The organism is Hymenobacter arcticus, assembly GCF_054779975.1.
Genome location: NZ_BAAGXF010000003.1, coordinates 484,467 through 497,946, shown reverse-complemented (window position 1 = coordinate 497,946; position 13,480 = coordinate 484,467). Strand labels below are relative to the sequence as shown.

Here is a 13,480-nt window from a genome sequence, read left to right as displayed (position 1 = left end):
AATTTTTAGCCAGCTAACCCACATGGTACTACCTGACGAAGACAGCCGATATAGTGGCCCCCCAACCATTCGGCTTTCCTACATGAAGGAGTTTTTGGTAGTGTGCCCAAAATGCCAAAAAGATGCGCTGGTAACGGATTACGATGCCGGTTTTCGATGCGGTGGTAAGCTACACTGTGGCAACTGCCACCACACCGAAAACGCGCATAATCAAATTCGCTACATGTTACTCGTAAAGAGGAATTGTGTGGATTGTGGCTGCCCAATCGCCGTAACTATTCCGAATGTTAAAGAGAAGGCGGCTAGCTTATTAATTACTTGTACCCATTGCCGGGCGCAGTATGCAGTAAAGCCTCGGTACGAAAGGTATGTGTGTAAACAAGAGTCAGTTAGCGCGATAAATGACCCAGTTTTTAATTTGCCGCTGTGGTTGCAGCATTCGCTAAAAAACGAGGTATTCTGGGCGTATAACCGGCCCCATTTAGCGGATATAAAAGCGTATGTGCAAGCCACTTTGCGCGAGCGCCAAACCCAGTTCTCCATGACGATGGTAGAGTGTCTGCCGAATTTTATTAAGGCCGCTAAAAACCGGGCGAATATTCTGAAAATTATTAGTCAATTGGAGCATAAAGCAGTCGCCAGCTATTAAGATTATCTCGGGCGATTTATTGAATTAATAACCGCTAAAAATTAGTAAATCAGTATGTCCAGCCAAAACCAAACTGCCAATAAGATTATCGTTATCGGAGCCGGAGTAGGTGGCCTGAGCGCCGCCATCCGGCTGGCGCGGCAGGGCTACGCGGTGCAGGTGCTGGAGGCACGGGCGCAGGCCGGTGGGCTGGCGTCGGGCTTCACGGCCGAGGGTTTCACGTTTGATGCGGGCCCGTATATCCTGCTCGACAAGCCGGGGCTGGAGTGGGCGTTTAACGAGTTGGGTATTGCGGCCGGCGCGCTGCCGCTCATCCCCATCGACCACGTGTACCACGTGCTGCACGAAGACGGCACGGCCACGGCCTTCGACCGCAGCCTCGATACTACGGCGGCGGGCTTTGAGGCGCGCTTCCCGGGCAGCGGTGCGCGCTATAAAGCGTTCGTAGAGAAGATGATGGCTACCCACGCCAACGTGCAGCCGCTCACGTTTCACTCGCACCCTGGCGTGTGGGACGTGCTGCGCAACGGCTCGCTGGGCAGCGTGCCGTTTATGCTCAGCTCGCTGGCCTCGGTGCTGGATAAGGCCGTGCTGCCGCCCGAATTGCAGGAAAGCATTGGCATCTGGACGCATATTGCCGGGCAGCCCATGACCCAGGCCCCGGCCCCGATGGCGTTTGTGCCCGGCCTATTTCACGGCGTAGGTGCGTATTACCCGAAGGGCGGCATGCGCGCCGTGGCCGAGCTTCTCACAGCCACGGCTCTGAAAGAAGGCGTTGATATTCAGTATAATACGAAAGTAGAAGCCATTGTGGCTCCTGGTGGCCGCGCAACGGGCGTGCGCACGGCAGCGGGTGGTTTTCTGCCGGCTACGGCCATCATGTCCGATTCTAGCGGTATCGGTACTTATGTAGAATTGGTGGAGGATTTTCCAGTTTCTGAGAAGGAAAAGCTTCAGCAGTTGCCGCTGCAATCGCCGGGCACCTGCGCCTACCTGGCCGTGCGGGGCCGGCAGCCGCCGTACTACATCCGCTTCAAGCTGCGGGGCGCGGGCTGCACGGCCTTCGTGCAGCCCGGCCTGCTGGCCCCTGAGCTAGCGCAGGATGGCTGGTATCCGGCCCGGCTCATCTCGCCGCTCGCCCACGCCGAAGCCGAGACGCTGGGGCCCGATGGCCAGCGCGAACTCATTGACCAGCAGCTAGCTGAGCCCTGGTGGCAGGAGGGCATTGCCGAATACAAGGTGCTGCACCGGCGCACCACCTTCGAGTGGGGCCGCGACTATTACCTCTACCGCGACAGCATGAACCCGGTGATGACCTCGCGCCTGATGCTGAAGGGCCGCCTGGCCCACCGCAGCCCCACCGTGAAGGGCCTCTACCTCACCGGCAGCAGCACGCACCCCGGCCAGTGGGTGAGCTTCTGCGCAATTGCTGGCGTGCTGGCCGCCGACTGCCTAACCCACGACCTGCCCGTGCCCCATGCTGCTTGATACCGCGCTGGAGCCGCACCCCGCCGGCCGGGTGCGGGTGGCCCGCCAGGGCCAGGGCGAAGCCGTGCTGCTGCTGCACGGCTACCCCGATAACCTGCAGGTTTTTAGTGAGTTGCTTCCACTGTTAGCCGTTGATAAACAAGTCATAGCCTTTGACTGGCCGGGCCTGGGCGACAGTGACGCCTGGCCCGGCGGGGCCACGCCGGTGGTGCTGGCTCGTCACCTGCTGACGCTGCTCGACGCCTGGGGCCTGGCCAAAGTGCACCTTGTGGGGCAGGACATGGGCGGGCAGCCGGCGCTGGTGTTCGCGGCCGCCTACCCCGAGCGCGTGCACAGCCTGGTCGTGATGAACAGCCTGGTCAGTGGTGATGAAGCTACCTCTTGGGAAATCAAGTGGTTGCGCCGCTTTGGGATGAATAAGCTACTGCTGCAGCACCTACCCCGGCTGGTGTACTGGCGGGCGCTACACACGTTTTTGCCTTGGAGCGGGCCGGGCCTAAGCGGCCCGTTGCGGCGTGAGCTGTGGCGCACGTTTCGGCGGCCAGCTGTGCGCGACTACGTGGTGCGCATGTGCGCCGGCTACGAGGCGCAGCTACCCCGCCTACCCGAGCGCTACCGGCGCGTGCAGTGCCCCACGTTCATCCTGTGGGGCGAAAAAGACAAGCACTTTCCGCCCTCGCAGGCGCGCTTTTTGGCCACTCAGATTCCGCACGCGCAGGTAACCATTTTGCCCGGCGCCACGCACTGGATGGTGCTGGCGCGGACCCCGGAGGTGGCGGCGCGGCTGCGGGCGTTTTATGCCGCTAGCTCAGCGCTTGAAAATGGTGCATAGCAAAATAAAAAGCCGCGCCCTGGAGCAGCGTAATCAATAAGGTAATGCTCCAAAAAGCTGCCTTTCGATTTTTATGGTGTAGCAAAAAAATGGCCGCCCACGCGCCCGGCGCGGCCCCTAATAGCGTGGCCAGATGCAGGGTTTTTTCGGAAATGCGCCGCTGGCCCTGCTGGGCTTTTCGCTTGTCTAAGTAAAATAGTAAGAAGCATAACGCATTGAGAAATAGCAGACTCAGTAAAATCATTGAGAACGTAGAAGTAATAGGTGTTTGGGAAATTACACCCAGTTAGTAGTACTAGAAATAGGTTTTGCCTCTCCGGTTACAAGAGAATGCTTTTGGCGTGCTGATTGCGCTCCTACGCACTCCCGCTGCCCAATAGTTTATTTCAGCGCCAAAAATTATTTTTGGCTGCTGCTTTTAGCGCGCTGCCCTTGCAACTGGTGGGCCCGGCTGGCGTGTCATATCGTTGTCACGGGCGCACTAGTAGAAATAAACTGTGCTGGCCCGCTAGATAGCGTCATCTTGCCAAATGAGAAAAAGAACAAATTTGCTGCTCATCCTTTTGATTGGCCTTGCCAATCAGGTGCAGGCACAAGCCGTTGCCGACCGAGTGGCCTATCTCAAGGGCAATGCACTTATAGTCAGCAATGTAGAGCCAACCAACGAAGACTACACGGACTTAGCGCCGCTCAAGCAAAGTTTGAAAGACGTGACTATTGTCGGGCTGGGAGAGCCAATTCATCACGATGGCAGCGCGTTCAAGGCCAAAACCAGATTAATTAAATTCCTGCACCAGGAGCTGGGTTTTCGGGTAATTGCCTTTGAGAGTGGTTTCTATGATTGCTACAAGGCCTGGCAAGAAATACAAGGCGGGAAAGCGACAATGGATGCCGCCAGGAAATCGATTTATCCTTTCTGGATTAGCACGGAAACCGAGGAGCTTTTCAAGTATATCGATAAACAGAAGAATACCGACCGGCCGTTGATATTGTCGGGTATCGACTGCAAATTTTCAGGCACATATTCCAGCGAAAACCTGCTGCCCGACTTGAATAATTATCTGCGGGCCAGTAACTCCGCCCTTGTGCAGGATACCGCCAAGTGGAGAGCGTTCAGCGTTGCACTAAAGCACGCTATCGACATCTCAGATTACTATACTAAACCGAGCGTAGCCGATACGCTGCTATTAAATCCTGCCTTAAAGAATATTCTGGCGGAAATAAAGGGAAAGGCTGCGTTGTCGGCGGGCAGGTCGCAGGAGCAATTATTCTGGCAGCAATTCTGCCGCAGCTCGCTGGCCGAAATAGCCCGAAAATTCTCGAATAAGCAGGTGCAGGCTGGGAAAAAACCAAATGAGCAGCTGCGCGACCGGCAGATGGGTGATAACCTAATGTACTTACAACGAGCGTTGTACAAAGGTGAAAAAGTGATTGTGTGGGCAGCTTCCTCGCACCTGACTTATAATGGGGCTAACATAGCAAGTGCGTTTTACCACCAGAATCTCAGGCTAGGAGATTACATCAAGCAGGGCTACGGCGATAACTATTACAGCATTGGGTTTACGGGCTACCGGGGGGAATTTGGAAAGCTCCTTTTCTTTCACGTGCTTAATGTGAAAAAGCATAAGCCGACCAGTATAGAGTATGCATTGGGGCAGACGAAACAGCCGTTTTTATTTATTGACCTGCATAAGCCCAACCTCCCGCAATGGCTACAAGACCCGCTAATTGCTCGGCCCTTTGGGTACAAAGAAATGCATATGAGATTGCCACTCGTTATGGATGGATTATTTTACACGGAAGAGGTTTTTCAGAAGCATTGGATTTCCCCGCTGATAACTCAGGAGCCGAAGCGCTGATGCTAAACTAAGTGGTATAGAAAAGCCAGGTAATTCGCACGGAGCCAGGTTGCAATTTGCCTTTGAAGCTGTTTAGGGATAGGGCTATTGGGGCGGGCTGCCGGCGAAAATGAATTCCTAAACAGCTGCCTTATCTCGCAGGCAGTGCCACCTGCACGCTACTTAAAAATTAAGCGCATACACCGCGCAAAACTGCCGCTCTGTGGCCCACATGGGCGCGGCCCGCATGGCCACGTTGCGCAGGGTGCCCAGCGCTCCAGCTAAGTAGCCCACGTGGCCCATGAGGCGCGAGGTGTGCACAATGCGCCGGGCCTTGGCGTGGCGCAGGCGCTGCATGGCGGTGAAGGCCGCCGCCGGGTCGGCGGGGTTTTGTGAGAGGCTGAGGGCCAGCGCGTAAGCATCTTCTACGGCCTGGCAGCCGCCCTGGCCCATGTAGGGCGTGGCGGCGTGGGCGGCATCGCCGATGAGGCACACGCGGCCCCGGTGCCAGTGCGGCAGCGGGTCGATGTCGAGCACCTCGTTCTTAATAATAGCGGCCTCGGTAGCCGCCGCCAAAATGGCTGGCACCGGGTAGGCAAAGCCCGCAAACGCGGCTTGCAGCCGCGCCAGCAAACCCTCGCGCGCGCCGCCAAAGCGGCCCGGTACGGCCGCAAACCAATCGACCACGCCGTCCTCAATCTCCGAAAAGCCAAACCGTAGTCCGCCCGCCCAGGCTTCCCGAATGGCCCGCTTGAAGTGCGGCGTGAGCTGCACCGCCGACATGCCGCGCCACACCAGGTGCCCCGTGCCACTCGGCCGCACCCCCGGAAACAGCGTCTGCCGAATGGGCGAGTGAATGCCATCGGCCGCCACCACGAAGGCCGCCCGCACGGTGCTGCCATCGGCAAAGGTGACCGTGACGCCGTCCGCATCTTCGAGTAGCGCGGTGCACACCTTGCCTAGCTGCACGTGGGCCGGGCCCACCTCGGCCAGCAGTAGGCCTTGTAGCGTGGCCCGCCGAATAGCCGTGGTGCTGTGCCCAAACCGCGCCCGAATCCGGTCCTGGTTGGTGCGCATGATGGGGCGCATCTGCCCATCCACTATCTCAATGGCTTGCAGGGGCACCCCGCCGGCGTCGATGCGGTCAGCCAGGCCCAGGCGCTCAAACACTTGCATGGCGTTGGGGGCCATCCAGATGCCCGCGCCCAGCGGCAGTATCTGCGGAGCAGCCTCGCACACCATGGCGGCAATGCCGCGCTGCCGCAGCGCCAGAGCCGCCGTGAGTCCGGCAATGCCGCCGCCAATGATGAGGCCAGGAAGCTGCATAAGAAGGCGATAGTAAAAAGCTAGCGGAATACTTATTCGTTTTGCGCCCGCCCAGCGTGGGTAGCTGGCCGTTGGGTGGCCAACTATTGGCGTAGCGAATGTAGCGCCGTAACGCGGCGCTAGCCCAGCTTTTGGCTCCGGTCAGTTTTGGCTGGGGCTGGCATGAAAGCTGTTTCGGAGTCAGCGTACAGCATGGCACTTGCCTCCGGTCAGCCGGCGCAAGCCGGCCGACCGTATACTGACTCCGAAACCACGTTAGTAGCATTGTAAGAACTGCACCAGTTGGCTGAAATCGCGGCGGGCCAGGTCGGTCCGGTTTATCCAGAAGTAGAGGCGGCCCATATCGCCCCACATCATGCCGGCCTCGGCTTCGTGGCTGTCGAGTTGCAAGAACAGCTCCCACTCGCCGGCCGCTTGCTGTGCAAGCGCAGTTGCTTGCTCGGAGCTAAGATTTTGGTTATCAATACTGATGATGCCCCGGCTGGCCAGGGAGCACTGCCTGCGCATGGGCCCCTGGAGGTTGTCCGAATTGCCCAGCAGGCGGCTGGTGCCGTCGCCGTGCTGGGTGAGTAGCAGGAAGCCGTAGGCGGCGCGCTGGTCCTCGGTAAAGGCCTCCTCCGGCAGGGGTAAGTCCTCGTCCCAGGGGTTGGGCAGCGTCATTTCTGGGGCGAAGGTTAGCGCGGCGGCCGGGAAGGCAGAGTAAGCTTCGGCCGTTAAATCGGGGGGAAGGGGCCGGGTAGCCAGCGTATCCGTGGCCGGGTAATATTGCACCACGGCCCGGCCGCGGTCGGCGGGGTCATCGCCCCAGGGCTGCTCCTGCGCATCGTAGAAAAAGGCCAGCCAGCCGGTGGGGGGCAGCAGCCCGCGGGTATCGTGCGGGGCTACTTCGGCCAGGTTGAGCTGGGCGATAAAGCTGAGGCTGCGGCCCTGCCAGGTGGGCCAGGCGGCGGCCATCGGCAGGTCGGGCGCATCGCCCAGGCGCGAAGCTCCCAGGGCCAGCGGGGCCGCCGCGGCCTCCGCCTGCGGCAGCACCCGGATGCTGGGGCGGCAATGCGGGGCCAGGAGCGGCCAGAACTCACCCAAGCCCTTGCTGGTTGCTAACTCTTGTAAATCAGCTAGTTGCTGCATAACTACTTGGTTTTGAGCTGCCATAAAATAGTCTCGTCGGTAATCTTATCGTCGTCCATCAGCAGCAGGGCTTTGCTGAGGATGATGGACAGCATGGCGTCGCCCTCGAAGGGCAAGAATACACCGGTGGCGCCCACGTTTTTGGCCGAGCGGTCGGGTACAATGCAGAGGTACTGGTCGTTGGGCTCCATCAGGATATTGCCGCTGCCCAGGTGGATTTTGTAGGTGCGCAGCTTGCCCTGCACCACCAAAAACCGGTCGGTAAGGGTGCTGACTTTACTGATTTTGAGGCGGGGCACCAGACGCTCCAGGGCCAGTCGGCGGTTTTTGGCCACCTCGCCCAGCTCGCCAAAGCTGTAGTTTTCCCAGTAGGTGCGAAACTGGGTGAGGCCGCCGTTGTCACGCCACTGCGGGTCGTTGCCCACGCTGGCCACGCCCACAAACAGGTCCACGTCGCGCATCACCTCCGAAAAGGCCAGCGGGGGCACTTCGGGCAGCGGCACGGCCTCGCCGGCGCGCGTGAAACGCACCTGGTCGGTGCTCACGTAGAGCCAGATACCGGTGTCGTTGAAGGCGTTGTCGGCGTCCACTTCGCTTACCCAGTACTCGGCTTGCAAGTGGTGGGCAGGCAGCGCCAGGGTGGCCGTTTCGGTTTCGTAGCCCTTGTCGTAGGCCCCGAGCAGGCGGTATTTCCAACCACGTATTTTAGCTAACGAGTTGAATTGGTGCTGCTTAAGCAGGTGGGCCGCCATGCGGTTGGAGTAGGTGCGGGTGCGCTCCTCGGGCGGCGTGAGCAGGTACACCTCCCGGAAGGCCTGCTTGATGGGCTGCTGCAGCTGCTGGGCTTCGAGCAGCGCGCGCCAGGCCAGCACCTCGGCCGGGGCGGCCAGCATGGGGTGCCACAGCTCGGCCGTGTCGTCGTCGGTGGGCGGGGCCACGGGCTGGTGCTGGGTGTCGCGCCAGGCGTTGGCCAGCCAAATAGCGTCGGTGTGAGTGTGGTCAGGGTGGTGAAAGCGCCAGATGAGCGGGCGCGTGAGCAAGCTCAGCAGGCCGTGCCCGGCGTAGTACTGCCGAAACCACGGGGCCGCGATGCGGCGGCCGGCCACAAAGCTGCGGTCGAGGCGCTCGCGCTGGGCGGTGTAGGTTTGCTGGGCCTGCACCTGGCTGTTCTTGAGCTCTTTAAGCTCGGCGGCGTGCGTGGCCTTGAGGGCGGCGGGGGTGGCTTTGAGAGGCTTGCCGGCCTTGGTCCAGCGCACCTCGGCCTTGCCTTGTTCGAGTACTAGCGTGGCCGTGTAGTCGCCCAGCTGCCACTCGGCGCGGCCGTTGTGCAGGTCGAAGTCGGGCACGGCCATGTCCTCGATTTCGTCGGGGGTTACGCCCAATTCCTGGGAGGCTTTTTCGATGTGGCTGGCAATGAGCGCCTGGGTGTTGGTTTGCTTGATTTTGAGGCGCACCCGCGCCAGGGCCGCCACGCCGGGCAGGCCGCCGTGCGCCAGGGCCAGCAGGCAGGCGTTGCCGAGGGCCATAGCCAGGGGGCCTTTTTCCGGAATCTTGCGGTAGCACTTGGCGGCCAGGCTGGCCAGCTGGTGCAGCAGGGCGTCGGTGAGCAGCGGCTGCACCGTCCACACTAAGCCCTTGGCTACGATGAGGTTGGGCTCCAGCACGTAGCGGTAGGAGGTGTAGGTTTGGGAGCGGCCCTCGCCGTACGCTACGGTTTGGGTTTCCTCTACCACGGGCGTGGCGGCCAGTAGTTCGAGCCAGGTAATAGCTTGTTCCTGCACGGCCGCGGCGCCCACGGCGGCGGTGGCGGCATCGAGCTCCTTGCGAAACTTGGCGGTGGGCTGGCCGCCGCTGGTTCGTTGCCACAGCTGGAGCAGGTGCAGCCAGGGCCGGGTGGTGGGCGCATCGTCGGGCAGGCCGACGGCAAACTCCGTGAGCTGCTGGCCAAAGGCATCGCCCTCGGGGAAGACGAGGACGGGCCGCGCCTCGGCATTGCCCAGGTTCAGGATGGCTTGCAGGCGGCGCTGCGTCGCGATTATCTCATTGGCCTGAAACCCGGAAACCTCCTTGCCGGTGGCGGCCAGAAACTGGGTTAGGTACGTGGCCAGGGGCTTGCTGAGGCCGTTTTTCTTCACTGATTTCTCCACCTGTCCTAGGGTGAGGCTCACTGGAAAAACACCCGCCGCATCGCGAATGATAGTATCCCGAAGCCTATCAAACGTGAGCCCGTAGTGTTGAAGCAGGACAATAAAGTCGCTGTCGCTCAGCGTAATAGTTGTGCGCATCAGTCCGCCGAGCAGCTGCATGAGCGTGGTACGCAGGCGGCCCGCATTGGCCCGCAGGGCTACCACGGCGGCCAGGGCCAGGCGGCCCCGGTAGGTGGCATTCTGGGCCTTGGCGGCCTGGTAGGTGGGCAGCTCGGTGATGGCGCTGTGCCAGTTGGCGGTGCCCCCAGCCTCGCGGATGAGCTGTTGCAGCACGGGCTGCATTTCCTGCGACTCGGGGCTGGCAGCGGCGGAGAGGGCGGCCAGGGTGAATTTTTCTGAATCAGCCATAAAAGACGATTAACTAATTATAAATAAAGTAATTAAGGTCTAAGTGAACGTCATGCTCATCTGGCGTCCGCTTGCCGAAGCATCTCTACCACGCCGCTGGATTACTAACCAACGGCGTAGTAGAGATGCTTCGGCAAGCGGACGCCAGATGAGCATGACGTTCTTTATTAACCTCAGCCGCCCACCAGCGGTGTGAGCTTGATGAAGCTGGCCGTGGCCCCGGCCCCGAGCCAGATTTCCTCATCCAGGGTTTCAACCTGGCGGTCGTTCACGAGCAGAAAAAAGCCGTTGTTCTGGAAGGCTTCGAGGGCGTGGTACACCTGCTGCTCGGCGTCGATGCGCCGGGCGTGGCGCAGGCGGTAGGTGTCGCCGTTGAGCAGGCGCTCGGAGTCGGTGGGCTGCATGAGGCCCCGGAACACGCCGGTTTGGTGGTCATTGTAGGTGGCTACTTCGTCGTGCACGCGGCGGGCAATGAGCTCGCGCACGGTGAGCATTTCCTGGGCTATTTCCAGCTCCAGGCGGGTGAGGATGCTGCCGCTCGCGGTTTCATCCTGAATGGTGAGGAGGGCCATGACGTGAAGTGTGAAGTATGAATTGGGACTTTACGCCAGCAGTAGGGCGGCGGCTTTTTTGAGGGAGGCTGTGGCTTGCCACTCGCGCAGGCGGGCTTGCACCGGGGGCGGCGTGGGCTGCTGGGTGCGGCTTTGGAGGTCGGCGTAGGCGTCGAGCAGCTTGCGGGTGTTGCGCGGGGGCTCGGCGGGCAGGGCGGGCAGCAGGGCGTCGAGGACTTGGTGCAGGGCTGCATCGGCCACGGGGCTGGCGGCGCGCAGGTCGGCCAGGCCATCGGCGAGGCGCTGCACGGGCACGAAGCCGCCGCCCAGCAGGCCACCCAGCGCCGTGCCCAGGCTGGCGGGTACCAGGCGGCCCGTGGCAGTAGCGGCCAATAGCACTTCCAGCGCCAGCGCCCGGCCGGTGGGGGCGTTATAAGTCAGGCCGATAGCCAACAGCAGGGTAGCGGCCTCGTCGAACGCCGGCCCGGTGCCCAGCAGGCTGCGCAGGGCCTGCAACAGCACGTCGCGGTTTGTAGAATCTACCGTGTCGCGGGTGGCGGCCAGCGCCAGCGTATGCCAGTAGAGCGGGGCCGGGTACTGCGGCAGCAGCGCCACCAGGAAAGGAAAGTCAGCCGCCAGGGCCCGCAGGCGACCGAACTGATAGGGTACGTGCGCATTCTTAACTTCCTGATGTAATGAATAGACTAACAAGTTATTAGGGACCGGCGAATAGTCGTCCTTATCACTAATAAGCAGCTCCAGCCAGTGCTCAGTTACTTCGGGCTTGCCGGGCAGATACTGCTGCACGTAGGTGTTCGACTTGGGGTGCAGCTCCCAGCCCGGCTGCCAGGGCTGTGCCACGTTGGGGCACGCGTGGGGCGTGAGGTGGATGAGCGCCGGGAAGTGGCCGGCCGGCTGGCGGGTGCGGGTGGCCACGGCCCACAGCCAGGGCAGCGCCTCGGCCAGGGTGGTGGGCTCGGCGGCGGCCGGGGTAGGCAGGGCGGGAAGAGTGGGGAGCAGCGCCTCGGTGGGGGCCAGCAGCCAGGTGAGCAGCGCCCGCAAGCCGGCGTGCGCTAGCTGCGGCAACAGCTGCCGGGCGGCATCGGCACTGGCGGGCACCTGCCAGGCGGTGCGGGCCAGGGCCACGGCCAGGTCGGTGGGGTTGGGTTCCTGCTGCGCCTGTTGGTAAGCTAATAGGCGCTCTGCCAGTTCACTAGGTGCTACCCAGTAGGGCGCGTGGGTAGGCGTGCTAAGCAATGGCAAATCATGCCCACCCATCAACAAAGCTTCAGCAAAGGCTAGCCGCTGCTGTGCTACCGCCACTAGTGGGTCGGGCACGAGGTGGGTGTCGGCAATGAGGGTGCGCGCCACAAAGGGCTCGGTAAAGCCGTTGGCCCAGCTTAACAGCAGCACGCAGGGTAAGAGGGCGTAGCCCACTTGGCTCTTAGCCGCCCTTGCTGTGATAGTGGCGGCCCGCTCGGCCGTCGTGCCCGCCAGGTAGGGGTCCATTTGCACAATGTAGGGCAGCAACAAGTCGGCGTAACCGGCCGGTAGCTGGCCGCGCATGCGCAGCAGGCCATCGAGCCAGCGCTCCAGGGCCAGCGCGTCGTCGTGCTTGAGCACCTGCCCGGTGAGAAACAGTAGCTCGTGCCAATCGGCTACCGGCACGATGGCCGTAGCGGCCGACAGGTCGGGCAAAAACTCAGCAAGCAACTCATAATGAGCGGATTCAGCCACCGTATCTGCGAGAGCCACTGATGGGGCCGCGGCCAGCCAGGGAGCCAGCACCGCGCGGGTGGCCGGGGCCAGCAAGTCGGCGTAGGCGCGCACGGTGGTGGTGAGTTCGGCGGTGTCGGCGGGCGTGAGCAGGGGCTTTTTAGCGCTCAGTACTTCGGCCAGGCCCTTAGCGGCGCGCTCCTGCACGGCGCTGTCGGCGTGGGCGAGGGCGGCGGCGTGGAGCCGCGCCAGCGGCAGCGCCTGGGTTGGGTGGGTTTTCAGGAGCTTGCTAAAGCCCACTAGCAGGGTTTTGAGGCCGGTTTTGAGGTCTTGCCGGGTCATGAGGCCATCGGCGGCGCGCAGCAGGGCGTCCAGCTCAAAAGTCGGCGCCAGCCAGAAGGCCTTGAGGTGGTCGAGGGCAAAATTGACGACCAGCGGCAGCGGGTGGGCCAGCAGTTCGGTAAGCTCGCCCTGGTGGGCCAGGCATTCGGCCGGAGTAGGGTTTAGGCTGCCAAACAGGTTCTTGAACCAAGTGAGCAGCGGCCGGCGGAAGTCGCGGCGCAACGCCAGCAGGCAGCGCGTGAGGATGTCAGCCCGCCCGAGGTGGCCTGAGGCGACCAACTCGGGCAGTAGCGTGAGCCAGGAAACGGTGGTGCGGGCCTGCCCCGAATAGGTAGAGGCCGAATCGGCCATCGTGTCGAAGTCGAACAGCAGCAGCACGTCGCGCTCCAGCAGCGTAGTATCGGCTCGCAACTCACTGAGGATAAGCTGGTCGTAGTTCTCAATATCGCCTCCTTTTACGTTATTGCGCTGCCAGTTGTACACCGTTGGCAGGTGGGCCACCGACTGCGCAAACAGCCACGGCTCGTAGGCCAGCAGCGCGCGCGTTTCCAGCGTGCGCAGCACGTGGTAGGTCGGGGCCGCCCACAGGTTGGTCCGGGTGCGGCGCGTCAGCCACTCGGATAGCCAGTCGGGGCGGGTGTGCTCTAATACTTTAAGCGCCAGTGAGTTGTCGGCCGTGGGGCTGTCGGGGCTGTCCCAGTCGAGTTTCCATCGAATATCGAACCCCCGCCCCAGCGCCTCTTTGCGCGAGTAGGTAGCCAGACCCGCCAAAAACAGCATTTTATGTTGCTCGGTCGTCATCAGGCAATCCCATTGCAGCTTACCGGGCGTCACTTCGCGCTCCTTGTATTCTTCCAGCTCTTTCTTGAGAATCAGCGCTTGCTGCCGCACGGGCACCACGTCTTTCTTCGCTAAACTCAGCAAAAACGGCAGAAGCTGCTGCACAGTCTGGCGGCGGATAATGTGCGCGAAGGTGTCGGTCGGAGTCGTCATAAACTAAAGCAAGAGTAAGCTATCAAGGGCTAATTGCCCCGGTCCGCTGGCGGAGCCAGCCG

10 protein-coding genes are annotated in these 13,480 nt (G+C 61.6%); 4 read left to right on the top strand and 6 right to left on the bottom strand.

Annotated elements, in window-relative coordinates:
* Positions 1–82 precede the first annotated feature (82 nt).
* Genes ACYVGC_RS08480 through ACYVGC_RS08470 form a run of 3 tightly spaced genes read left to right on the top strand, consistent with a single transcriptional unit; the run spans position 83 to position 2,969 of the window.
* Complete coding sequence (locus ACYVGC_RS08480) at positions 83–649, top strand: hypothetical protein (protein ID WP_460583378.1); 567 nt, start codon at positions 83–85, stop codon at positions 647–649.
* 54 nt (positions 650–703) lie between these two features.
* Positions 704–2,137: a phytoene desaturase family protein gene (locus ACYVGC_RS08475; protein ID WP_460583377.1), complete on the top strand. Its 1,434-nt coding sequence runs from the start codon at positions 704–706 to the stop codon at positions 2,135–2,137.
* Positions 2,127–2,969: an alpha/beta fold hydrolase gene (locus ACYVGC_RS08470; RefSeq protein WP_460583376.1), complete on the top strand. Its 843-nt coding sequence runs from the start codon at positions 2,127–2,129 to the stop codon at positions 2,967–2,969. The genes ACYVGC_RS08475 and ACYVGC_RS08470 overlap by 11 nt, the downstream gene beginning before the upstream one ends.
* Here ACYVGC_RS08470 and ACYVGC_RS08465 read toward each other — a convergent pair.
* Positions 2,941–3,213 (bottom strand): DUF1294 domain-containing protein, encoded by a 273-nt coding sequence (locus ACYVGC_RS08465; RefSeq protein ID WP_460583375.1) that lies wholly within the window; start codon positions 3,211–3,213, stop codon positions 2,941–2,943. The genes ACYVGC_RS08470 and ACYVGC_RS08465 overlap by 29 nt on opposite strands.
* Positions 3,214–3,499: 286 nt before the next feature.
* Between ACYVGC_RS08465 and ACYVGC_RS08460 the strand changes: the two genes are divergently transcribed.
* On the top strand, positions 3,500–4,828 hold the full coding sequence (locus ACYVGC_RS08460; protein WP_460583374.1) for an erythromycin esterase family protein: 1,329 nt from the start codon (positions 3,500–3,502) through the stop codon (positions 4,826–4,828).
* A gap of 162 nt (positions 4,829–4,990) precedes the next feature.
* Here the strand turns inward: ACYVGC_RS08460 and ACYVGC_RS08455 are convergent, their stop codons facing one another.
* The 5 genes from ACYVGC_RS08455 to ACYVGC_RS08435 all read right to left on the bottom strand — a co-directional run bounded on the left by ACYVGC_RS08455 (position 4,991) and on the right by ACYVGC_RS08435 (position 13,418).
* The gene (locus ACYVGC_RS08455; RefSeq protein ID WP_460583373.1) at positions 4,991–6,133 is read right to left on the bottom strand and encodes a flavin-dependent monooxygenase; all 1,143 of its coding nucleotides are present in this window, start codon (positions 6,131–6,133) and stop codon (positions 4,991–4,993) included.
* A 255-nt stretch (positions 6,134–6,388) separates the two neighbouring features.
* Positions 6,389–7,285: a YwqG family protein gene (locus ACYVGC_RS08450; RefSeq protein ID WP_460583372.1), complete on the bottom strand. Its 897-nt coding sequence runs from the start codon at positions 7,283–7,285 to the stop codon at positions 6,389–6,391.
* Positions 7,264–9,816 (bottom strand): DUF4132 domain-containing protein, encoded by a 2,553-nt coding sequence (locus ACYVGC_RS08445; RefSeq protein ID WP_460583371.1) that lies wholly within the window; start codon positions 9,814–9,816, stop codon positions 7,264–7,266. The genes ACYVGC_RS08450 and ACYVGC_RS08445 overlap by 22 nt, the downstream gene beginning before the upstream one ends.
* A gap of 173 nt (positions 9,817–9,989) precedes the next feature.
* Entirely contained in the window at positions 9,990–10,388 is a 399-nt protein-coding gene (locus ACYVGC_RS08440) for a hypothetical protein (protein ID WP_460583370.1), read from the bottom strand.
* A gap of 30 nt (positions 10,389–10,418) precedes the next feature.
* Positions 10,419–13,418: a DUF6493 family protein gene (locus ACYVGC_RS08435; protein ID WP_460583369.1), complete on the bottom strand. Its 3,000-nt coding sequence runs from the start codon at positions 13,416–13,418 to the stop codon at positions 10,419–10,421.
* Positions 13,419–13,480: the final 62 nt, after the last annotated feature.